Here is a 22,348-nt window from a genome sequence, read left to right on the forward strand (position 1 = left end):
CTGGTACAGCGCCCGCAGGAACGACTGCTCGATCAGCGCGGCGAGGGGGTTGAAGATCGCCAGGATCAGTGTCAGCGCCCACTCGAACAGGAACTGCACCACCTGGGCGATGATCATCCGGTTGGTGTAGTCGATCTGGTAACCCGTCTCACGGGCGTAATCCGCGATCTTCGCCGCGGTGTCCTTCACGTTCTTGACGTAATCGGCGCCCCTCCCGCTCCCGAAGGTCGACATCGCCTTGACATAGGCGTCGTTCCATTGGCCGCTTACCGTTCCCGAAACGGAGTTCGTGATCTCCGCGATCATTCCCTGGAATTCCTCAAGGGCGTTGACCAGCGCGCGATGCGGAGCCTCGACCTCACTCGACATCCTGGCCGCACTGCCCTTGGGAATGTGCATCCCGGTCAGGGCGACCACGACGCCGTCGAGGAACGGGTTGACAGCCACCTGCCTAGTGCCTTCCGCCTTCGGTGTGGATCATGTCGATGGCGTCGCCCTGGGCCCTGTGGAAGTTGGTGCCTGAGGTGATGGTGAGCCGGGCCGCCCCGGCCACCGCCTCGGCGAAGCCGGTCACGGCATCACGGAGCTGCGAGTGCGGGGTCAGGTAGTTCGCCTCGAAGCCGTGGCCGATCTTGTCGTCCCCCCACGGCGGGTCCTGGGGATCGTACGACGTGGCGTCCGCGAATGCTTTTGCGGTGGCCATGATGAACGTACTGACGTCGTCCGTTACCTTGCCGCCGCGCTGGACATCCGAAGGATTGGCCGCGAACAGATTGTCACCGGGCACGGTTCGCACCCCCGCCAGGACGCTTCGCCGACGCGGCCCGGTCCGCCGTGCCCGGAGGCGGCACGGCGAGTCCCTCACCCATCAGGGGTGCCAGGAGCCGGTCCAGGTCCAGGTTCTCCAGGCCGGAGCCCGCGACCCCGAGACCACCGCCAGCCACGGCGTCGAACCCGGCCCGCACCCGTCCGGCCACCTCCTGCCGGGCCACAGCCAGCACCTCCAGGACGCTGGAGGCCAGTTGCTGCCCCGACATGGAACGGTGCTTGTCGTTCAGGAAACGCATGCCGGTCGGTTCGCCCTGAGCGCCGACCGTCACCTCCACCACGCGGTCCTTCGACCGGACCGTCACGGACATCGTGGTCAGTTCGTCGCGCGTCTGCTCCAATGCCTGACGCTGCTTGGTGAACTCGGCCATGGCCTGTTCGAGTTGGTGCTGCAGGGCGTCTTCCAAGGTGTCCTCCACCGGTGTGTGTGCGGGCCTTTCGCCACGCGACGGACAACGGCGTACGCAGCGGGTCGGGTTGTAACTGGTTAGAGCCTAGGGGCGAGCCGACGATCGCGCTCAACGGCCGATGGAGGCGGGCAGCCCCCCCTCCTCCGTCCCCCAGACGTCGTCTTCCCTTGCGGTCCGCGCGGAGTTGGCGCTCTGGGTCGCCGGACGGGGCGTGCCGGGTCGGCCGTATCCCGGTTCAGAGGCCGTGACGGTACGGCCCAGCAGCTCCTCGGCGTCCTCTTCCTCGTCCTCGTAGGACTCCTCGACCGGGGCCGGCGGCTGCAGGACGCCGGCGTGCCGGATGAAGGCGCCGTCGTCGTCGGCCTCCTCGTAGGTGTCGCGGATACGCTCCTGCTCGTTGTTCTGCTGACCGCCCTGTCCGCTGCGCGCCATTCCCATCATCATCATCATGGGAGACATCAGGCCGAGCAGACCGGCGTCGGGGCCGCCGGCGCCACCCAGGGCGGCGCCCGGTGCTCCGCCGGGCGCTGCGCCGGGGGCGCCTGCCGCAGCGGTGGCCGGGCTGGGCAGCGCCTGGAACTGGCCGTCGGGGCCGGACACCGTGCTGCTGCCGTCGGGGAAATTGGTGCGGGTGAACCCGTCCGCGCCCACCGTCGAGGTGGTGCCGCTGGGGAAGTGCGAGGTCAGGCTGCCGTCGGGGTTGTGCGTGGCCAGGGAGTTCGGCAGGTCGTGCTTGATCCCGGAGAGGTCGGGCGTGTGGTACTCGGGCAGGTGGAAGTCCGGCCCGGAACTGGTGATGGGGTGCGGCAGGCCGTTCGAACCGGAACCCACGGTGGGATTCGTGGTGGTGACCGTGCCGTCCGGGTTGACGGTGTACGAGCTTCCGTCCGGGAAGCGCGTGGTGACGGCACCGTCCGTACCGATCGTCGTGGTGCTGCCGTCCGGGTTCACCAGGCTCTGGCCGGGGTCCAGATGGCTGGTGATCGTCCGTCCGTCCGCGGTGGTCGTGGTCACGTCGCCGTTGGGGTTCACCGTCGTCGAACCGCCCTGGGGGAACTGGGTGGTCAGGCTTCCGTCCGGATTCTGCGTGGTGACGCTGCCGTTGGGGCTGGTGAGGTGCATCTGCCCGTCGCTGCCGACCGTTTCCACCATGCCGTTCTGGAACGTCGTGGAATGCGAACCGTCGGGGTTCGTCGTGGTGAAACTGCCGTCCGGATTCGAGGTGAAGGAACTGCCGTCCGGGAAATGCGTCGAAACGCCGCCGCCGGGCGTGATCGTCGTCGTACTGCCGTCCGGATTCGTCAGCACCTCACCGGCACCCAGGTGACTGGTGGTCGTGTGGCCGTCGGGCGAGATCGTGGTTACCGTGCCGTCCGGATTGACCGTTGTCCTGGTGCCGTCCGGGAACGTCGTCGTCACGCCACCGTGGGCATCCGGTGTGGAAACGGTCCCGTTCGGCTGCGTCAGATGCGTCTGCCCGTCCGGGCCGACCGTTTGCACCGAACCGTTCGGGAAAGTCGTGGTGTGCGAACCGTCGGGGTTCGTCGTGGTGAAACTTCCGTCGGGATTCGACGTGAAGGAACTGCCGTCCGGGAAGTGGGTGGTCACTGTACCGTCGGGGCCGATGGTGGACGTTCCGCCGTCGGGGTTGGGCAGTTCCTCGCCAGGGGACAGGTGGCTGGTGGTCGTCTTGCCGTCCGGCGTGGTGGTGGTGACCGTGCCGTCCGGATTGACGGTGGTCTTGGTGCCGTTCGGGAACGTCGTGGTGACACTGCCGTCGGGGTTGCGGGTGCTCACGCTCCCGTTCGGATTGGTGAGCTGCGTTAGGCCACCGGGCAGGGTGGTGAGAGTGGAGCCGTTGGGAAACGTCGTCAGCGGCAGTCCGCCAGGACCCGTTGTGGTGATGCTGCCGTCCGGGTTACGTATGCCACCGGTGAGGCCCGGCAGTCCGTGAGTGCCGCCGTCCAAGCCCCCGAAATTGTTCAGACCCGCCGGATTGGTCGTGAACGACGTCCCCTGGGTACCGGTCAGGTCCGGCAGACCATGGGTTCCGCCCAGACTCCCGAAATTGTTGGAGCCGGAGGGATTGGCGGTGAATGCCGGAGGCGGCGGTCCGCCACCCAAGTTGCTGCCGAACTCACTGAGATTCTTGCCCAGATTGTTCCCGAACTCACCGATATTGTTCCCGAACTCCCCCATGTTCTTACCCAGGTTGTTCCCGAACTCACCCATGTTCTTCCCGAAGTCACCGATATTCTTCCCGAAGTCACCGATGTTCTTCCCGAAGTTGTTCAGCGAATCCTGGAAGTTCTTGCCCTGGTCTCCGAGTTCTTTCTGCTTCACCTCCGTGATCTCCTGCTGGAGCTCGGTGTCGAGACTTCTCCTACTGGTGTCCTCGAATGCGAACTTCGTGTTCCAGCCCGGGTCCATCACCCGCACCCATGACTGCTGGAGCTGGCTGACGACAGGATGGGACGGCGTGTCGAGATTGGCCTCGACGTTGCTCGTCCAGCGGCGCACGGCCTCGTTGGCGATCGCCGACCAGGTGCTCGTGTCCTGGAGGTTTCCCCAGGCAGGACTGCTGGAGAAGCTGGCAGAGGCCTCCCAGAGGGGCGCCGTCGGGTTTCCCATGTAACCGGAGCCACCGGTCGTCACTGTGACCTGGGACCAGTTGTACTGCTGGATCCATTGGGCGATGTCCGCCATGATCTGGTTCAGGATGTCGCGGGGGTCGGCGGGCGCCTGCTGGGAATCGCCGCTGCCGTTCGCTCGTGTGATCGATATCGGCGTTCCCCGCTGCCAGAAGAAGTTCTCGTACGTCTGGTACAGCTGTCTGAGCCCGCCGTGCAGCGCGACTTCCGCGCCGATGAGCGAGTCCCCGTGCAGCGTGCTGGACTGGTACCCGGTGGAGGGTGACGCGCTCGACGGCTGGAACCCGGGCGGCCGGAGCTGCGCGGTGAAGTTCTCGTACTTGTTGTGCAGGTCGTCCAGGAGATGCCAGAAGACGCCGGCCGCTTTCCCCTTCCACGCGGCCTGCTCGCTGCCCAGCGCGTCGAGCCACTGCTTGAGGGTCTGCGTGTGCTGGGCGAAGAAATCCCCCGCCGCGTCGAAGGACCGGGCCCGCTTCGCGAAGTCGTGCAGATCCACTCCGTTGGTCCCGGTCGGCGCACCGCCCACCGGGGCGTACAGGCCGGTGGTCTGGAAGTTGTTGAACACCAGGTGCCACAGGGCGAACTCGCTCCGCTCCCAGTACTGCTTGGCCTGGTCGAGTCCGACGTAGTTGACGTCCGCCTGGTACATGTCCACCGAGCCGCCCGACCCCGTGTAGAACTGGAAGGTCGCGCCCATGTCGTGCAGCGAGTTCGTCGGAGAGTCGTCGAGACCTATCCGGTGGATCTTCACGTTCATCCACGGAATCCCGCTGTCACCCTTGGCTCCGGTGACCGCGGAGCGTTCGGGCAGGGTCCAACCGGTCATCAGGTTGATGATGTGTTCCCAGTTGTCAACGGCCATGGCAGGGCTCCAGGGGGAAGTCTTCCGTAGACAACCGCGGGCACCGACGAGGTTCGGCGTCGGTACCCGCGGTTCACGTGGTGGGTCGGCTGCGTCGTGGTCGGCGGGACCGCGACATCAGGTCACGGGCGGGTGGTGGAACTCGAACTGCCGCCTATGTCGGTGTTGTAGTCGCCGATCGCGGTGAGGAACTTCTGCCCTTCGACCTCGGCGAGGCTGTCCCCCTGGGTCTTGAGCATCGTTCTGATCACCTCCTCGAGCTCACGCTTCAGGTCGCTGAAGGCGGTCTGGTGCTTGTTGAGGACGGTGTCGATCGCCTTGGCGGCGGCCACCAGGTGCGCCACCACGTCCTTGCCGCTGGTGTCACCGTCGGTGGCCATCTGCCCGATCAGCAGCGGCTGCGGAGTGCCGGCCAGGTCGTACAGGGACAGGATCTCGCCGTGCGATGTGCGCAGGTCGACGATTTGAAGCTGGAACGGCGCAACCTCGTTGTTGATGAAGGCCGTGAGCGCCGGTGCGTCCAGCGCGGTCAGATCCGGGACAGGCATCGTGGCCTCCTTGCGGCTACGTGGTCCGACAACCGTCGTTCCGCCCCGCCGTCGGGCCGGGCGTTGGAGGCGACGACGTTCAGAACTTGATCTCCTCGAAGCCCTGCGCGTTCCTGTACACCGTCTGCCGGTACTGGTCGGAGACGTTGTCGAGCGTCGTGGCGTGGCTCTGCAGGATGGTGGACAGGGCGTGGACCTCGGCGTTCCAGGTGGGCTGGACCTTGTTGAAGTACACGTCGCGGTCCGGACCGAGCCAGGAGTTGACGATCGGGGCAAGCTCGCCCTGGAGGTCGTTGAGGACCCCCGCGATGCGGTTGGTCTGGTCCATCATCTCCTGAGAGAAGGTCATGGCGTGACCGTGGTCGATGTAAATACCGTCTTCGGCGGCGGGCATGGGTTCTCCTTGGGAAGTCGTGGCGGGGCCGGGTCGGGACCTGCAGGGAGTGGAGAGCGGTGTCGAGCGGTGTTGGCGCCCGGGTGGGCTCAGCCGCCGGTGAGCGCCGAGTACGTGCCGTGCTCGACCGAGCCGCCGAACGAGGTAAGCTTCCCCTGGTCCACCACGGCCTGGTAGTTGGACGCCTGGACGTTGTTGGAGGCCTGCAGGCTGATGCCGAGCTCGTTCTCCATCGCCGCACACGTGCCCTTGATGCGCTCGGTCTCCTGCAGCCAGGTGTCCATGACCTGGGCGTAGGCGTGACCGTCGGGGCCCTGGTACTGGGTCTGCAGGGCCGCCTTGGCTTGCTGGACCTGCCCCTGGATGGCGGTGATGCGGTCTCTGGCGTTCTCCAGGCTCTGGATCGCCTGCCCGTAGGTCGCTGTGGATGACTGCTGCTGCTGACCGCTCGCGAGGGCCATATCGAAGTCCTTCCTTGCCGGGATGACGGCCTCGGGGCTCGCACCGCCGCGTGGGCGGGGCCCGTCGAGGCCGAACTGACCATGGCGTCGCTGCCAAGAGGCGTCTGGATGCGCCAATCCACGCCAATTGCGGCGAGGTTATGCCATTGGCGGGGCGAAACGCAAGAGCAGAAATACGCGCAAGGGCCTCAACGCCCCTCTTCCCCGTGCGATTCGCCTCACACGAAAGACCAACTCCCGAGTACGCAAGTTTTTTGCATTCACGCTTCCGACCTTCGGAACGGCCCCCCGCCGGCTTTTACCACGTTCTCTAATTCTCGCAACTCAATCAGGTCCGGGCGGGCCGGCCGCCGGCCGGCTCCTGCGCGCACACCGGCACACCGGAAGCGTTGTCCACGCTTGCCGACGCGGCCTCGCGCGACAGATCCGGGCCGGTGGGAAGCATGTTGAGCAGCGGAGAAGGCACACCCCGGGCGGCGGTGAGGTCGTAGCCGAGCGCCTCGGCGGCCTCCCGGGAGGAAATCCGGTACTTCACCCCGGTGTCGGTCACCAGATACGTGGTGTCCCCCATCGCGCCACCGGCGCTGCCGAGTGCCCGGACGAGGCTGCCGCCGTCCGGCGGCACGGCGATGACGTCCACCGCAAGGCACGCCTGGACCAGGGCCGTTGTGGGCGTCACCGCGGTGGCCACGAGATCGGCGGAGGCGACCATGACCAGGCTCACCCTGGTGCCCGAGGCCGCCTGCGCGGCGATGCGCACGCAGATGCTCCGGTTGTCGTCGACCGGCACCAGCGCCGGCGGTGCGGCCGGCGGCGTGGCGCCCGCCTCCGGCAGGGGGGACCCCTCGGGCGCCGGCGCGGCGCTGAGCGCGTCGGCGGAGACGGGCAGCGCGACCGGAGTGCCGCCCTTGTACGCCTTCTCCCGGACGCCCGGGCCGCTGAGCGCGAGTGCCGCCTCGGTGGTGGTGATCGGCGTCAGACCGGCGTGCTGGAGGAGGTAGTACTGCTTGCTCGAGCCGGGGGTCTGGACGACGAAGACCTGGCCGATACGGGTCGGACTCCCGTCCAGCCGGGGCCCGTCGTCGCCCTGCCCGGGGACCGGCGGGGGGGCCAGGTCGGCGCCGGCGGGCAGCGCGTCGAGGAAGGCCGCGGAGACCGGGAGCGGCTTGGCGGCCCCGTAGCCGAGGGCGTCGGCGGTGGTGCTTCCGGCGGCGAGCTTGAACCGGTTGCTGCGCCAGACCAGGAAGTAGCTGTCATCCGGGCCGCTGACCAGCAGGGCCTGGTCGCCCCGGACGCCGGTACCGGGCACGTCGGAGTCGACCACGACCGAGGTGGCGGGCGCCCGGCTGCCGGAGTCGGTGGGCTGCGTCCCGGCGCAGACCGCCCAGGGTCCGGCGTCGAGGTCGGCGGCGGACGGGAGGGCATCGGGCGCCCCGGCGATGCCCACCGGTTCGCCGTGCGGGGTGCCGGCCAGGGACTTGGGCGACACCGACTGCGTCTTCATGTCGTTGCCGACGATCAGCCGGGCGGAGGCGTAGTTGCGCACCGGCCGCAGCCGTCCGTCGTAGAGGTAGCGGGTGCCGGTGCCCTTTTCGACGATCAGGGTCTGGCCGTTGCGCCAGGACGTGTTGCCGCCCGGCGAGACCAGGCCGAACACCAGGGCTCCGACACAGGCCACGGCGCCCAGCAGGGCGCCGACGGCGATACCGCGGTTGGTGCGCCGGGTGGGGGTTTCCGGTGCGTCGGGGTCGGCCCGCAGCAGGCCGGTGGTCAGCCGGGACACCACGAACTGGTGGGCCTGGACCTGGTCGCGTCGCGTCTGCATTCCGCTCGTCCTTCTTGTCGTCCTTCTTGCTCAGCCGCCGATGGCGCGCAGGTCGCGGTACACGCCCAGGACCCACAGCACCGCCGGCAGCAGGGCGATGGCCACCACCGACTGGAGGATGTCGCCCGCCCGTCCCCAGTGCGGGATCATGCGCCGGCCGGGCACCGTCCAGGAGGCCACGGCCAGCAGGATCGCCAGCAGCAGCAGGCCGGCCGCCGCCCCGAGGTGGGCGCCGGGTCCCCGGTCGCGGGCGAAGTCGACGACCAGCAGCACCACACCGAGCCCGGCCGGGACGACCAGGCCCAGGCGCTGCCAGGAGGTGCCGAGGTTACGGCCGTGCAGGGCCAGCAGCAGGGCGAGCAGCGCCGAGGTCACGATGTCCGGCGTGCCTGGGTGCTGGGCCAGGCCCGCCAGGCACACCGCGCACACCGTGCCGACCGCCAGGTACAGGCCGCTCATCCAGCGGTCGGTGGCCAGGGCGCGGTCGGCGACGTCGTCGCCGGAGTGCGGGTCGATGCCCTCCTGGAGCTGCTCGGCGTTGGTCGGCAGCGGCGGCAGCCGCAGTCCGGCCAGCGAGAAGGACAGCATCGGGACGAAGGCCCCGAAGATCACCGCGACCGCCGCGACACCCGCCACCGCCTGGGAGAAGGGCACGTCGAGGGTGAGCATGAGGACGCCGCCGGCGATGCCGGCGACCGCGGCGACGGCCGTGGCGGCGAACACCACCGTGAAGGCCGCCACCACCGTCATCGCCAGCACCAGGCCGATCGCCCCGGCGGCCGATCCCGCCAGCAGCCGCGCCCCCACCTCCTGGTGCGGGTGCGCGGAGGAGAACCGGCCGTCCACCACGAGCACGCCGCACAGGGCGAGGAACCCGCCGGTGGTCAGGCCGAGCAGGACCCCTCCCGCCTGGTCGTCCAGGACCCGGCCCGCGGCCCCCGCCCCGGCCAGCACGAGCAGCGCCGCGCCCGCCGCCAGCGCGGCGCGTGACAGTTCGTCGCCGCCGGACACCGCCAGCACGGTCAGGCATCCCAGCAGCGCGGCGGCCACCATCAGCCGCAGCGACCACCGGCTGACCCGGGGCGTCCAGGCGTGCGGCAGCTCCCGGACGGCGGTCGAGACGGCGTCCACCAGATTGTCGAAGCGGACCGGCGGCAGCGCCTCGGTCTGCGGGCGCAGCAGCAGCACTTCGCCGTCGTGGAGCTCCAACGACTCCGGTGTGCCCTCGGCGTCCAGCGGATGCCCGCCGACGCGCTGGAGCACCCAGCCGCCGTGCTCGATACCCGCCTCGTCCAGGCCGTCGCCGGCGTGGCCGACGATGACCGGCAGCAGGTCGGCGATGGGTATGTCGGCGGGTACCGCGAGGTCGACGACCTTCTCCGGGGCCCGTACCGTGAGGCGGCACAGCCCTGCCACCAAGCCTTCGCTCATCAGGTGATCAGCCTCTCCGTAAGCGCGCGAACCGCAGCGGGCGAAGGACCGCCGCACGGTGTGTGTACGGCGGTTGACCTGGGCGCACCCTAACTGACCGCACGCTACGGGCCGGGGGTTCTCTCCTGGTGCGGCCCGCAATCGCCGGCCGTCTGTCGGGCCGTCCGCCGCGCCGCCCGATAGTCTCATGGCACGGCTTTCCCCGCTCCACAACGCCGTGAGCATCGGCCCGCCGCCCCCTCCGCGCGCCCCGCCCGTTCTCCCGCCCGCCTGTGGCGGGCACATCCCGCAACAGCTCGAAGGAGACGTCCCGTTGAGCGTGGTTTTCTTCCGCAGGCCGGCCCGCCGCAGGGGGCCCGAGGTGCCCGACGGCGACCTGACGCTGCAGGAGCCCCCTGTCATGTCGGAAGTGGTGTCCGGCGGCGGCTCGGGCATGATGACCTACCTGCCGATGGCGCTGATGTCCGGGTCGATGGTCCTGCTGTACATGCGGCCGGGGCAGGCCTCCAACCCGATGACGTTCCTCATCGTGGGCATCCTGGTGATCGCCATGGGCACCATGCTGATGGGGCAGTTGATGAAGAGCGGCCAGGAGCGCAAGCAGAAGCTCAACGGTGCCCGCCGCGACTATCTGCGTTACCTGGGCGGGGTCCGGCGCAAGGTCAGGTCGGCCGTCGTCGAGCAGCAGCGGGCGCTGGCCTGGCGGCATCCGGAGCCGTCCACGCTCTGGTCGTTCGCCCGCACCACCCGGCTCTGGGAACGCCGCCTGTCGGACGAGGACTTCGGCGAGGTACGGTTGGCCGTCGGCGACCAGCGCCTCGCGCTGCGGCTGACCACGACCTCCACCAAGCCGGTCGAGGACCTCGACCCGCTGACCGCGCACGCGCTGCGCGCCTTCGTCAACGCCTACTCCACCGTCCCCGGACAGCCCATCGCGATCTTCCTGCCCGCCTGGGCCCGGGTGCTGTTCCGCGGCGAACGCGACGAGCTGATGGTGACCGCACGGGCGATCATCGCCCAACTGGCCGTCATGCACGCCCCGCAGGACCTGATGATCGCGTTCTGCGTCGCCGCCGAACGGCGCCCCGAGTGGGACTGGACGAAGTGGCTGCCGCACGCCCTGCACCCGCACGAGTCGGACGGCGCGGGCCCCACCCGGCTGATCGCGGCCACCGCCAACGAGCTGGACGACCTGCTGGGCGAGGAGTTCACCGAGCGCCCGCCCTTCGAGACCGGCGTGCCGCCCACCAAGGAGGAGCCGTACACGGTCATTGTGGTGGACGGCGGCCAGATACCTGCCGGGCACCGGTTCGACCGGGCGGGTTCGCGTAACACCGTGGTCCTGGACCTGTCGGGGGAGCTGGCCTGGCGGCCCGGCCGTACGGTGCTCCGGCTGGAGGTCGAGGGCGGCGAGGTCAGGCTGGTGCGCACCGACCGCAACCGCAAGGAGACGGCCACCTCGCTCGGGCGGGCGGACCGGCTGGGTCCGGCGGGCGCGCGGGCGCTGGCCGCGGTGCTCGCGCCGATGCGCACCGGCGCGACCGCGGAGTCCGCCGAACCGCTGTCCACCGACATCCAGCTGACCACGCTGCTGGGCATACCCGACCTGCACCGGCACGACCCGGCGGCCTACTGGGCGCGGCGCAACACACCCGCCCAGCGGCTGCGGGTGCCGATCGCGGTGGGCGCCGACGGGCGGCCGGTCGAGCTGGACATCAAGGAGTCCGCGGAGAACGGCATGGGCCCGCACGGCATGCTCATCGGCGCCACCGGCTCCGGCAAGAGCGAGCTGCTGCGTACCCTGGTGCTGGCGCTGGCGCTCGGCCACTCCTCGGAAACGCTCAACTTCGTCCTGGTCGACTTCAAGGGCGGCGCGACCTTCCTCGGCCTGGACGGACTCCCGCACACCTCCGCGGTGATCACCAACCTGGCGGACGAGGCCGGGCTGGTCTCCCGTATGCAGGACGCCCTGCACGGCGAGCTGATCCGCCGCCAGGAGCTGCTGCGGGCCGCGGGCAACTACACCTCGGCGCTGGACTACGAGAAGGCCCGCGCCGCCGGCACCCCCCTCGCTCCGCTGCCCAGCCTGTTCGTGGTGGTCGACGAGTTCAGCGAACTGCTCGCCGCGCACCGGGATTTCATGGACCTGTTCGTGATGATCGGCCGGCTCGGGCGGTCGCTCGGCGTGCACCTGCTGCTGGCGTCACAACGCCTGGACGAGGGCCGGATGCACCAGCTGGAGAGCCACCTGTCGTACCGCGTCGGCCTGCGCACGTTCTCCGCGATGGAGAGCCGCGGTGTGCTCGGTGCCCCCGACGCCTACGAGCTGCCCTCGCAGCCCGGCGCCGGCTTCCTCAAGAGCGGTACCGAACCGCTCACCCGCTTCCGCGGCGCCTACGTGTCGGGCGGCTACCGGCAACGGGTCGGCGAGCTGGCCCAGGCCCAGGTCGCCAGCCAGGTGGTGCCGTGGACCGGCGAATGGGTCGCCGCCCGGCAGGCGCCCGCGGTGCCGCAGGGCGCGGCCGCCGGCGAGGAGGAGCAGACGGAGGCGGCCTCGCTGCTGTCGGTCGCCGTCGACAGGCTGCGCGACTCCGGGCCGCCGGCGCACCAGGTGTGGCTGCCGCCGCTGGACCTGCCGCCCACCCTGGACCGGCTGCTGCCGCCGCTCGCCCCCGACCCCGAGCTGGGCCTGACCACCGTGGACTGGTCGGAGCGTGGCAGCCTGAAGGTGCCGGTGGGCATCATCGACCGGCCGTTCGAGCAGCAACGCGACCTGCTGATGGTCGACCTGTCCGGCGCGGGCGGGCACGCCGCGATCGCCGGCGGTCCGCAGAGCGGCAAGTCCACGGCGGTCCGCAACCTGATCTCGGTGCTGGCACTCACCCACACACCGCGCGAAGTGCAGTTCTACTGCCTGGACTTCGGTGGTGGCGGCCTGGCGAGCCTGGCGGGCCTGCCGCACATCGGCGGGGTCGCCGGTCGGCTGGACACCGAGCGGGTCGCCCGCACCCTCGCCGAGGTCACCTCGATCCTGGCCCGCCGCGAGCGGCTCTTCCTGGAACACGGCATCGACTCGATGGCCACGCTGCGGCGCCGCCGGGCGGCCGGCGAACTCCCCGACGAGCCGCACGGGGACGTGTTCCTGGTCATCGACGGCTGGTCGACGGTCCGGCAGGACTTCCAGGACGACATCCCGGTCATCAACCAGCTGTCCGCCCGCGGCCTGAACTACGGCATCCACCTGGTGACCACCACCTCCCGCTGGGTCGAGCTGTCCGCCCCCGTACGCGACCAGGCGGGAACCAAGCTGGAACTGCGCATGGGCGACCCCCTGGACTCGATGGTGGACATCCGGCGCGCCGGGAGCGTGCCGCGCAGCCCCGGGCGCGGCCTGACCCTCGACAGCAAGCTGCACTTCCTGACGGCGCTGCCGCGTATCGACGGTGTGGAGAGCGCCGACGACCTCGCCGCCGGGGTCGCCGACCTGGTCTCGGCGGTCTCCGAGAGCTGGTCGGGGCCGGCCGCCCCGCCGGTGCGGATGCTGCCGACGCGGCTGAGCGCCCTCGATCTGCCGTCGGCGCCCGAGGGACAGCGGCTGCGGATCGCGCTCGGCCTGGAGGAGACCGAACTGGCCCCTGCCTGGCAGGACTTCGCTGAGACCCCGCACCTGGTGGTGTTCGGTGACACCGAGTCGGGCAAGACCAACCTGCTGCGGCTGATGGCGAAGGCTGTCACCGACCGCTTCACGCCCGCCGAGGCGCGCATCCTCGTGGTGGACTTCCGCCGCGAACTGGTGGAGGCGGTGCCCGAGGAGTACCGGCTGGGGCACGCGGTGTCGGTGGACCAGCTGCAGGAGCTGGTGAACGGGGCCGCCCGGGCGCTGAAGACCCGTACGCCGGGGGCCGACATCTCACCGGCCAGGATGCGGCTCGCCGACTGGTGGAAGGGGCCGCGCCTGTTCGTCCTGGTCGACGACTACGACCTGGTGGCCAGCCCGATGCGTACCCCGTTCGAGCCGCTGCTGGAACATCTGCCGCTCGGCTACGAGGTGGGCTTCCACATGGTCGTCTCCCGGGCGGCGGCCGGCGCCATGCGCGGACTCAACGACCCGCTGATCCGCCGCATGCTGGAGGTCAACGCGCCGGGCCTGCTGATGTCGTGCCCGCCGTCGGAGGGGTACATCTTCGGCAGCGTCAAGCCGCGGATCCTGCCGCCGGGCCGGGGTCTCTACATCACCCGCCGCAGCACGGTGCAGATGCAGACGGCGCTGGTGGAGGAGGTCGGCGACCCGCAGACGGTGTGAACCGGGGGGCGCGGAGGTTCGCGGGACCGCGGGGTCGGTTCGCGCGGGCTCCCGGCGCCGCCGGGTCCGGCGGGACCGGGCGGCTTTGCGACCTCACGGTTCACGGGCTCACCCGTCCGGGCGGCCACGGTCGCCGGTCGCGAGGTCACCGGCCTATGGGCTCACAATTGGTGGCACCGCCTCGGGCTCGCGGCGGGTGCGGCCGCGCCTTGACAGCGCCACCGCCCCCCAGAGCGTCAGGGTCAGCAGGACGCAGCCGCCGGCCAGCGTGTACGCGCGCCGCGCCGCGCCGTCGTCGGGAACCGGCGGGGTGAGGTGGATCGCCGCCGGGCCCGGCGCGGCCGACGAGGTGGTGCGGGGCAGTACGGCGGCGATCGCGCCGCCCGGGTCCAGGCGCGGGACGGCCGCCGGGTAGGCGGTGCTCAGCAGCCGCTGGGCGACCTGCGGCGCGGTCAGTTCGGGGTGGTACGCGCGCACCAGGGCCGCGGTGCCGGCCACGAACGCGGCGGCGACGGCAGCCCCGTTGCCCAGGAAGTAGCCGTCCCCGGACGGCCCGATGCCGGTCACGCCCTGGCCGGGAGCGGCCAGGTCCGCCCGTACCGGAACGATGGCGGTCTGCTGCCGGGCACCGTTGATGTCGTAGTCCAGGACGGAGAGCACGCCCGGTGCGGCGGCCGGCCAGAACGGCATGGCCGCCGGGGTGTCGCCGGTCGCCGTGAGGAGGGAGCCGTCCGGGACGGCGGCGGCCACCACCAGGACGTCGCGCCGCGCCGCGTAGGCCACCGCGGACTTCAGCGCCGGGCTGTCGGCCTGGAGGGCGACCGACACTTCCACGATCTTCGCACCGCCGTCCACCACGGCCCTGATGCCCTTGGCCACCAGCGCCGCGTCGGGGACGCCGGTCACGTCGGTGCCGCGCGCGGCGAGGATGCGCGCGCCGGGCGCGACACCGGAGAACCCGGCTCCCGCGGTGGGTGCCGCCGCGATGATCCCGGCGATGAACGTCCCGTGCCCGACGCAGTCATGGGCCGCGTCCCCGCGTGCCGACACCCGGCCGGACAGCCGGGCCGCTTTCGGGGAGACGCCGGTGTCGACCACGCCCACGGTGACGCCGGAACCCCGAGTGAACTGCCGGGTCCGGGCGAGGCCCAGGCTCTGCTGGGCCCACGGAACCGCGTTCATCGCGGTCCCGGAACCCTTCGTGCACCGCGGGGCGCCGAAGCCGAGACCGAGCTGTGCCGGCATGACCGGCAGCCGTATCCCGTCCTGTGAGGGTGACGCGGACGGGGTGGGGTTGGGCGCCGCGTGGGCCGCCGGCGCGCCGAGCGCGGCCAGCAGGACCATGACCACGAACGGCACCGGGCGCGCGGCGCGGCGGGAGGTCGTGTGCCCGCGTGCCCGGCGCCGGGCACGCGGAGAACCGGCTTCGTCGCCGCGTCGGTCGGGGGCGCTGCTGTGGGTCATGTCGTCTCCGTCGCTGTCGCGGCGTCCCCCGGCGCCTGTCCCTACCAGGAACGCGGCGCCATGCTACCCGCGTTGGGCGACGCACCGGGTGTGAGTGGCGGCGGACGACAACGCCTGGGCGGATCAGGCGTTTTACGGTTTCCCGGGGGCGGCCTGCTTGCCGAGCGGTTCCTCCGGCCCGGCTGTATCTTGAACCGTGTTCCGGACCGAACGGGGCGGGAACACGCGCCGGGTTCCCGCTCGCCGGCGCTGGTCGGCGGACCGCACAGGTCCACGACCGCCACCCGACGGCGAGATGAGGACGCATGATCGTGAACCCGGGCCGGCACACCCGGCTGCGGCACCGGCCGGCGCCCGTCGACCGCGCCACCGACATCACGGGAGGCGGACGGTGAGTCGCCGTACGTCCGAGGGCCGCGGCCGCCCCGCGCCCACGACATCCGCCCCGCTCGTCCTGTCCGGCGGCGACGGCGTGCACATCGTGCACGCCAAGGGCGAGTTGCCGGCCTTACTCACCGATGCGGCGGACTCGCTGCGGGACGGGCCCGCAGGGCAAGCCACCGTCCTGGTCGGCGCCGGTCTCGGGGACGGGGACCACGACGAGCTGTGCGAGCTGCTCACCCCGGTTCTGGCGGACTGCAGGCGTACGGGGGCGGGACCGGTGCTGCTGGTGATGTCGACGGGCGCGGCCGAGTGGCCCGGCCGGCCGTCGCCCGCCCGCAGGATCTGCGAGGAGTGGGGCGTCGACGTGCTGGCGCCCAGCGGTGTCGCCGTGGTCGTTCCCGGAGGCACCGTGTTCGCCCTCGACGGCCCCGACACCACCGGCGACTGGTGGCTGTTCTCTCCCGGACTCGTCCCGCAGCGGCTCGGCGCCCGCCACCCGGCGCCCGCCTGGCAGGGTCCGCTGGAACGCGTCGGCCCGGACATCGCAGAGGGCCACGTCGTGGCGCAGGTTCCCGCCGGGCTGCTCGTCCAGCCCGCGGGCGCACGGCCGGAGGACATCGACGCGATCCGCTACGCGGTCCCCGCCGACCCCGACCGGCCGCTGGTACTGGTCGGCGTCCCCGGCTCGCCGCCGGTGACCGCCGAGGCCCTGGCGAACGTCATCGCGGCGCTGCCCGGACAGATACGCAAGGAAGTGCGGCTGCTGCCCGGCGACGGCCGCGACCTGCTGACGGTCGGCCAGGAGGTCGCCGATCTACTGGGGTTGGAGGTGCAGGTCGTCAACGGCCTGCCGGTGATCCTGGAGGGCCAGGCCGCGCGAAGCGAATCGCCCCGGGTGCGGCTGGTCGGCTCGGACGGCATGCCGTCCTGGCAGCCGTACGTGATGACCGTCACATGCGTTCCCGCGGACACCGGCCGCTCCCCCGCGCCGCGCCTGGGCGACTGGCGCCTCCCGGTCGTGGGGCTCAGGGAGGGCCCCGAGCCCGGGGTGCTCCTGCTCAACAAACGCTGGCAGCTCACGCTGACCCGGGCCGGTCTGTGGGTGGGCCCGCGCGGCGGACGCCCCTCCGCGGTCTCGGACCGGGTGGTCGACGTCGACGTGATGGCGATCGACCTGGGCGTACCGGGCCGGGGCCTGGACGACTCCCTGTGGCCGGTACTGGACTCGCTGTTCGGCGCCCTGGAGGACGAGGTGCGCGACCGCGCCATGATCCAGGTGCACGGCACGGTCACCGCGGACGGTATGAAGACCCTGCGGCGGCTCGCCGTGCGGCACGGCCTCGCGCTGGCTCCCAAGGGCTGGCGCGCCGGACCTCCGGAGCCCGCGGCGGGACCCGTGTCGTCGGCGCCGGTCACTGCGGCGCCTTCCGCTCCGGCGCAAGCCGCTCCGGCCCAGCGTCCGGCGGCAGCAGAGCAGGCCCGGCCTGCCGCCGTCGCACCGTCGCGGCCCGCAGCGACGCGGGACGATCCTTCCGCGGTCCCGGCTCGGCCCACCGTCACGCCACCGGCGCCCGCGGGGGCGGACGTGTCCGCCCCTTCCCACGCGTCCGCACCGCAGCGGACGGACACCGCCGCCGTCCGGCCCCCTGTACGGATCACGACGACCGCCGCCCAGGGGACGGGCGGCGCCGGCTCCTGGAGCCCTCCCCCGGCCGGGAGGCAGACAGCGCCCCCGGCCACCGCCGAAGCGGCGGCGCCGACCACCCCGGCATCCACACCCCGGGCGACCAACGCGGGGACGACCTCGCCGCGGGCCACTGAACCGCCGCTCGCACCCCCGTCGGCCACCACCGAGGCGGAAGCCCCGCGTATCACCGAAGCTCCGAACCCCGGCCCGGAAACAACCCCACTGTGGGCCACCACCGAGACCGAAGCCCCACACACCACCGAAACCCCCAACCCCAGCCCGGAAACAACCCCACTGTGGGCCACCACCGAGACCGAACCGCCGGACGTCACCGAAGCCCCGCGGTCCCCGACTGAGTTCGGGCAGCTCCGGGCGGGCACGGATACGGCGCCCCGGCCGGCCGTCGAACCCGCGCCGGACGGCCCGGCGTTCGAGCGGACCGCCACCGGTGAGCCGCCGGTCGCCGAGACCTCGGAACCGCTGGACCCGGAACCCGCGCCGATCCCGCCGCCGGCCGCGCGGCTCTTCGCCACGGCGACCGACGGCGGTTTCGGGGGCGGCGGCGGGGCAGCGCGCTCAAGTACCGTCCCCCAAGGGGCGGGCACACCGGACACGCCGTCCGCGCCTTCGGCCGAGCCGGAACCCCGGCCGCCGGTCCCGGAGCCCGAGGCCGAGGCCTCGCCCGGCGGCACACGCCGCGAGGCCGCGTACATCCCCGTTCGCCCGAGCCACCGCAGCAGCGCCGATGAGCGCGCGGCGCTGCGCTCGTACCTGGGCGGCCAGTGGGACCAGCACGCAGGCGCGGTCAACCGCGCCCTGACGCGTTTTCCCGGGCTCCGGACGAGCGAGCAGTCGGACGAGATGGCCGCGGACCTGGCGGCGGTGCACGCCTATCTCGACGCGGGCGAGGGCCCGTTGAGCGACGACCCGCTGCGGGCGGCCGTAGGGCGCCGGGAGAGCGACGCCCTGTCGTTCCTGTCCTGTCTGGCGTCCGGGCTGCGGCGGCTGCCCTCCTTCCGGGGGGCCGCGGTACGGGCCGCCGGGGTCTTCGGCGAGGAGATCGGGCTGCTGCTGCCCGGCGCGGAGCTGGGCGAGGCCACGCCGGTCAGCGCCCTGGCGCTGGACAAGACGTACCCGGCCGTACCCGCCGACCACTACCTGATCTGGTCGGTGACCGGCCGCCGGGCGAGTTCACTCACGGACGCCGGGAACCACGACGACGAGGAGGTCGTCTTCGGTCCCGGCACCCGCTTCCGGGTGCTCCAGGTGCGCGAGCGGGCCGGGGCGACCGTGGTCCTGCTCCGCGAACTGACCGAGGCCATGCCGGTGACCGCGAACGCCGGGCTCGACGACTCCGACGTTCCCGTCCTCAGCCGGCTGCGTGCCGCCGCCGACCAGCCCACCGCCACGGGCACCGGCGACGGGTGGCCGCAGCGGAGCACCGGAGCGCTGCGCGTACTGACCGAACCGCCCAGGAGGAACGCTCCCTGACCTGCGTGCTCAACCCCCGTCCGCTCCTTCCTGAGGACGGCAGCCGCCGCCGGAGCCAAGACGGCCACACCGACAATCAGCTCATATAAGGAGCATGAATGGCCCAGGAACATTCGGCTGCCAGCGGTGCGCCGCCGGCGGCCGCGACGGCCGTCGCGGCCGGACCACCCAGAATCCGGCGCGCGATAGCGCTGCCCCTGACCGGCGAGAGCCTCAGCGGCGCCTCCCCGGCGGTCACCGGTACCGCCGACCTGGCGACCACGACGGCGGTGGTCCCCACCACCGGAACCGACGGGCAGACCGATCCCGCCGAGCGCCGGATCGGAGCCCGGCTCTTCCCCGTGACAGCCCGCAGGCAGCCCGCCGAGCAGGCGGCAGGCACCGGCGAGGCCCCCGTACCGGCGGGTCTGCTCGGTGCCGCGGCGGCGGGCGGTCGTCCGCCCACCCGCGGCTCGCAGGGCGCCACCGGTCCGCAAGGCGTCCGCCTCGGCCACCGGCCGCTGCTCGTCGCCGCCGCGGTCGCCGGTGCCGTGCTGGCCTCCGTGCCGTTCGTGTCGGGCCGGGGCGGGCACGGCGAGACGATGAACTACGACAGCCTCGGCCAGCCGGTGCCGGTGGCGTCGCTGTCGCCCAGCACTCAGGGCACCACGCTGCCCGACACCGACGGCTACGCCAGCGAGATGCCGCTCCAGGACCCGGCCGAGGGCGGCACCAAGCGCGCGGCGATCCCGCGACCGCAGACGGGCGCACCGGTGCTGACCGGTGACCAGGGCGACGCGGGCGTCAGCCCGGTGCCCAGCGTCCCGGGCCCGCGTGCCGAGGTTCTGGTCACCGACGCGGGCCTGCCGGCGTTCACGCCGGGCAGGTCGGCGCAGCTCGACATCCCCACCGCCGCGAAGGACGACCCGGCCTTCGCGGCGGGACCCAAGCGCCACGGCGTTCCCGACCCGGAGGTGACGGACGGCCCGGTCTTCACCCAGGGACCCAAGCCCCACGGCATCCCCGGCCCGGAGGTGGACGGCTCGCGGCACGGTGCTGACAAGTCCCTCTTCACGGCGAATCCGGTGGTCCAGGCGGGACTGACGTTCCTCGCGAACGCCCGGCACCACGAGCACGAGCCGGCCGAGGACGCGGGCCGGACGCCTGTCCACGTGGCGTCGGCCGCGCGCCCCGCGCCCGAGGTGAGCACGCCGGCGGTGACCACCCACCGGTCCCGGACCACCACCAGGGACCGGGCGGCCTCGGCGGACACGGCGAAGCCGGCCGCGGCGGCGCCCGCCAGGGTGGCGACGAGGTCCGCCGTCGTGAAGCCGACGGCGGCCCACGTGAAGCCGACGGCCGCCCGCACACAGCCGACGTCGGCCGCCACCCGGGCCACCCCGACCAGGGCCACCCCCACCCGGGCGACCCCGACCAAAGCCACCCCGACCAAGGCCGCCCCCACCCGGGCGGCGAGCCCCGAGCCGAAGCCCGCGCCCACCCGTGCGTGGGGCACGTACGTCGTGCACTCCACGTACGTGCTCGGCCCCGGTCAGTCCGTGGCGTCGGACCGTATGCGGGTGACGATGCAGACCAACGGCAACCTCGTCATCTCCGACGAGCACGGCATGGTCCGCTGGTCCTCGCACACCGGCGGACGCGGCTACCGGGCGGTGTTCCAGGACGACGGGCACTTCGTCGTCTACACCAAGGACAACCAGACCGCGTGGTCATCGGGCACCGCGGGCAACCCCGGTGCCGAGCTGGTGATCCAGAACGACGGCAACGTGGTCATCCTGTCCGCCGGCGGCCAGACCCTGTGGGCGGCCGGCACCCAGCACTGAGTACGTCCGCACCGGCCGGGTGCCCTCCCCTTTCCGGGGGAGGGCACCCGGGGCTGTCCGGGGACGGACGTCAGCGTCCATACCACACGGTGGTGACATTGCAGAACTCCCGGATGCCGTGGCCGGACAGCTCGCGGCCGTAGCCGGACCGCTTGACACCGCCGAAGGGCAGCGCGGGATGCGAGGCGGTCATGCCGTTGAAGTAGACCCCGCCGGCCGCCAGGTCACGGGCGAAGCGGCGCTGCTCCTCCTCGTCGCGGGTCCAGACGTTGGAGCTGAGGCCGAACGGCGTGTCGTTGGCGACCGTGACCGCCTCGTCCAGATCCGACACCCGGTAGAGGGTCGCGACCGGGCCGAACGCCTCCTCGCGGTGGATGCGCATGTCGGCGGTGATGCCGGTGAGCACGGTCGGCTCGTAGTACCAGCCCGGCGGCAGCGCCTTCGGCCGCCGGGCCCCGCACAGCGCCTCGGCTCCGTGGGCGAGCGCGTCCTCGACCAGCTCCTCCAGGTCGGCGCGGCCCTGCTCGGTGGAGAGCGGGCCGACGTCGGTGGCCTCCGACATCGGGTCGCCGACCACCAGGGAACTCATCACGCGGGTGAAGCGCTCGGCGAACTCGTCGTACACGCCGTCGTGCACGATGAACCGTTTCGCCGCGATGCACGACTGCCCGTTGTTCTGCACCCGGGCGGTGACCGCGGTGACCACCGCGTCCTCCAGCTCTCCCGCCACCGACGGCATCACGACGAACGGGTCGCTGCCCCCGAGCTCCAGCACCGTTTTCTTCACCTCGCCCCCGGCCACCGCCGCCACCGAGCGCCCGGCCCCCTCGCTGCCGGTCAGTGTCACGGCGTCCACCCGGGGGTCGCGCAGGATGCCCTCGACAGCACGTGAGCCCACCAGCAGCGTCTGGAAGCACCCCTCGGGAAACCCGGCCCGGGGGAAGAGCCCCCCCAGGTACAAGGCGGTCTGCGGCACGTTCGAGGCGTGCTTGAGCAGCCCGACGTTGCCCGCCATCAGCGCGGGCGCGGCGAACCGGATCACCTGCCACAGCGGGAAGTTCCACGGCATGACAGCGAGTACGACGCCCAGCGGCCGGTAGCGGACGAAGGCCCGGTGCGCCCCGCTGTCCGCCACGTCGGCCTCGTCGGGGTGCTCGTCGGCGAGCAGCCGCTCGGCGTTGGCGGCGTACCAGCGCATCGCCTTCGCGCACTTGGCCGCCTCCGCCCGGGCCGCGGCGAGCGTCTTGCCCATCTCCAGGGTCATGATCCGGGCGATGTCGTCCCGCTCCTTGTCGAGCAGGTCGGCGGCCGAGGCCAGCAGGCCCGCGCGAGACGCGAAGTCCGTCCGCCGGTAGCTCCGGAAGGCGCTCTCCGCCTTCCGCAGGCACGCCTCGACCGCCTCGGCCCCCAGCGGCTCGAACGTCTTCACGGTCTCCCCGGTCGCGGGGTTCACGGTGGCGATGGGCATGCTGTCCTCCTCGTGCGGCCCGTACTGCGACCCGCTGGGGCGCCACCCGACGGGCCCGCGTACCCGCAAGCCGCCGTGCCGAGCCCTCCATCCCCATCCTCTCCCGCCCCACCCACCGCCGCAGCCCGGCCGGGACAAGCACCCAGGCACCGGCAGCCCTGGCCCCGAACCGCCCCTCCCGACCCGCACCGTTCACCCACCTGTAACGCAAGCCACACGCACCACACGTTCTACGCGCGCAGAATTTTTCCCGCATCCCCAACTCACGCCCCCCACATGGAGGTTGACGGATGCCACCGTCCCGTATCGCCCGCGGCC

General features: G+C 72.0%; 14 protein-coding genes. 3 read left to right on the plus strand and 11 right to left on the minus strand.

Annotation, left to right across the window (positions count from 1 at the left end; genetic code table 11):
- The 9 genes from VIW71_RS12405 to eccD all read right to left on the minus strand — a co-directional run.
- Window positions 1-447: hypothetical protein (locus VIW71_RS12405; protein WP_331622171.1), on the minus strand; the 447-nt coding region annotated here is incomplete at its 3' end.
- 4 nt (window positions 448-451) lie between these two features.
- The gene (locus tag VIW71_RS12410) at window positions 452-787 is read right to left on the minus strand and encodes a hypothetical protein (protein WP_331622172.1); all 336 of its coding nucleotides are present in this window, start codon (window positions 785-787) and stop codon (window positions 452-454) included.
- Window positions 777-1,235 carry a YbaB/EbfC family nucleoid-associated protein gene (locus tag VIW71_RS12415; RefSeq protein ID WP_331622173.1) on the minus strand — a complete coding sequence of 153 codons (459 nt, stop codon included), beginning with the start codon at window positions 1,233-1,235 and terminating at the stop codon, window positions 777-779. The genes VIW71_RS12410 and VIW71_RS12415 overlap by 11 nt, the downstream gene beginning before the upstream one ends.
- 111 nt (window positions 1,236-1,346) lie before the next feature.
- Window positions 1,347-4,751 carry an AAWKG family protein gene (locus tag VIW71_RS12420; RefSeq protein WP_331622174.1) on the minus strand — a complete coding sequence of 1,135 codons (3,405 nt, stop codon included), beginning with the start codon at window positions 4,749-4,751 and terminating at the stop codon, window positions 1,347-1,349.
- A 122-nt stretch (window positions 4,752-4,873) separates the two neighbouring features.
- Entirely contained in the window at window positions 4,874-5,299 is a 426-nt protein-coding gene (locus VIW71_RS12425; RefSeq protein WP_331622175.1) for a type VII secretion system-associated protein, read from the minus strand.
- A 79-nt stretch (window positions 5,300-5,378) separates the two neighbouring features.
- On the minus strand, window positions 5,379-5,693 hold the full coding sequence (locus VIW71_RS12430; RefSeq protein ID WP_331622176.1) for a WXG100 family type VII secretion target: 315 nt from the start codon (window positions 5,691-5,693) through the stop codon (window positions 5,379-5,381).
- Window positions 5,694-5,782: 89 nt separating this feature from the next.
- The gene (locus VIW71_RS12435) at window positions 5,783-6,154 is read right to left on the minus strand and encodes a hypothetical protein (protein WP_331622177.1); all 372 of its coding nucleotides are present in this window, start codon (window positions 6,152-6,154) and stop codon (window positions 5,783-5,785) included.
- 328 nt (window positions 6,155-6,482) lie between these two features.
- Complete coding sequence (gene eccB / locus VIW71_RS12440; protein WP_331622178.1) at window positions 6,483-7,979, minus strand: type VII secretion protein EccB; 1,497 nt, start codon at window positions 7,977-7,979, stop codon at window positions 6,483-6,485.
- Between the two features lie 30 nt (window positions 7,980-8,009).
- Window positions 8,010-9,410, minus strand: a complete 1,401-nt coding sequence (eccD, locus tag VIW71_RS12445) for a type VII secretion integral membrane protein EccD (RefSeq protein WP_331622179.1) — start codon at window positions 9,408-9,410, stop codon at window positions 8,010-8,012.
- Window positions 9,411-9,729: 319 nt separating this feature from the next.
- Between eccD and eccCa the strand changes: the two genes are divergently transcribed.
- A complete protein-coding gene (gene eccCa, locus VIW71_RS12450) occupies window positions 9,730-13,713 on the plus strand; it encodes a type VII secretion protein EccCa (RefSeq protein ID WP_331622184.1) in 3,984 nt (1,327 codons plus the stop codon).
- Between the two features lie 153 nt (window positions 13,714-13,866).
- On the opposite strand, the gene VIW71_RS12455 is transcribed toward eccCa, so the two are convergent.
- Window positions 13,867-15,177 (minus strand): S8 family serine peptidase, encoded by a 1,311-nt coding sequence (locus VIW71_RS12455; RefSeq protein WP_331622180.1) that lies wholly within the window; start codon window positions 15,175-15,177, stop codon window positions 13,867-13,869.
- A gap of 391 nt (window positions 15,178-15,568) precedes the next feature.
- Between VIW71_RS12455 and VIW71_RS12460 the strand changes: the two genes are divergently transcribed.
- Together VIW71_RS12460 and VIW71_RS12465 are read left to right on the plus strand one after the other, a co-directional pair.
- Complete coding sequence (locus VIW71_RS12460) at window positions 15,569-18,739, plus strand: hypothetical protein (protein WP_331622181.1); 3,171 nt, start codon at window positions 15,569-15,571, stop codon at window positions 18,737-18,739.
- 98 nt (window positions 18,740-18,837) lie between these two features.
- A complete protein-coding gene (locus VIW71_RS12465) occupies window positions 18,838-20,562 on the plus strand; it encodes a hypothetical protein (RefSeq protein WP_331622182.1) in 1,725 nt (574 codons plus the stop codon).
- Window positions 20,563-20,632: 70 nt separating this feature from the next.
- On the opposite strand, the gene VIW71_RS12470 is transcribed toward VIW71_RS12465, so the two are convergent.
- Entirely contained in the window at window positions 20,633-22,030 is a 1,398-nt protein-coding gene (locus VIW71_RS12470) for an NADP-dependent succinic semialdehyde dehydrogenase (RefSeq protein WP_331622183.1), read from the minus strand.
- Window positions 22,031-22,348: the final 318 nt, after the last annotated feature.

Source organism: Streptomyces sp. (assembly GCF_036524955.1).
Classification (GTDB): domain Bacteria; phylum Actinomycetota; class Actinomycetes; order Streptomycetales; family Streptomycetaceae; genus Actinacidiphila.

Excerpts from the sequence above, each read along its gene's own strand:
- eccD (WP_331622179.1), bottom strand. The coding sequence starts at position 9,410 with ATGAGCGAAGGCTTGGTGGCAGGGCTGTGCCGCCTCACGGTACGGGCC.
- VIW71_RS12430 (WP_331622176.1), bottom strand. The coding sequence starts at position 5,693 with ATGCCCGCCGCCGAAGACGGTATTTACATCGACCACGGTCACGCCATG.
- VIW71_RS12455 (WP_331622180.1), bottom strand. The coding sequence starts at position 15,177 with ATGACCCACAGCAGCGCCCCCGACCGACGCGGCGACGAAGCCGGTTCT.
- VIW71_RS12425 (WP_331622175.1), bottom strand. The coding sequence starts at position 5,299 with ATGCCTGTCCCGGATCTGACCGCGCTGGACGCACCGGCGCTCACGGCC.
- VIW71_RS12465 (WP_331622182.1), top strand. The coding sequence starts at position 18,838 with ATGGCCCAGGAACATTCGGCTGCCAGCGGTGCGCCGCCGGCGGCCGCG.
- VIW71_RS12420 (WP_331622174.1), bottom strand. The coding sequence starts at position 4,751 with ATGGCCGTTGACAACTGGGAACACATCATCAACCTGATGACCGGTTGG.
- VIW71_RS12470 (WP_331622183.1), bottom strand. The coding sequence starts at position 22,030 with ATGCCCATCGCCACCGTGAACCCCGCGACCGGGGAGACCGTGAAGACG.
- VIW71_RS12435 (WP_331622177.1), bottom strand. The coding sequence starts at position 6,154 with ATGGCCCTCGCGAGCGGTCAGCAGCAGCAGTCATCCACAGCGACCTAC.
- eccB (WP_331622178.1), bottom strand. The coding sequence starts at position 7,979 with ATGCAGACGCGACGCGACCAGGTCCAGGCCCACCAGTTCGTGGTGTCC.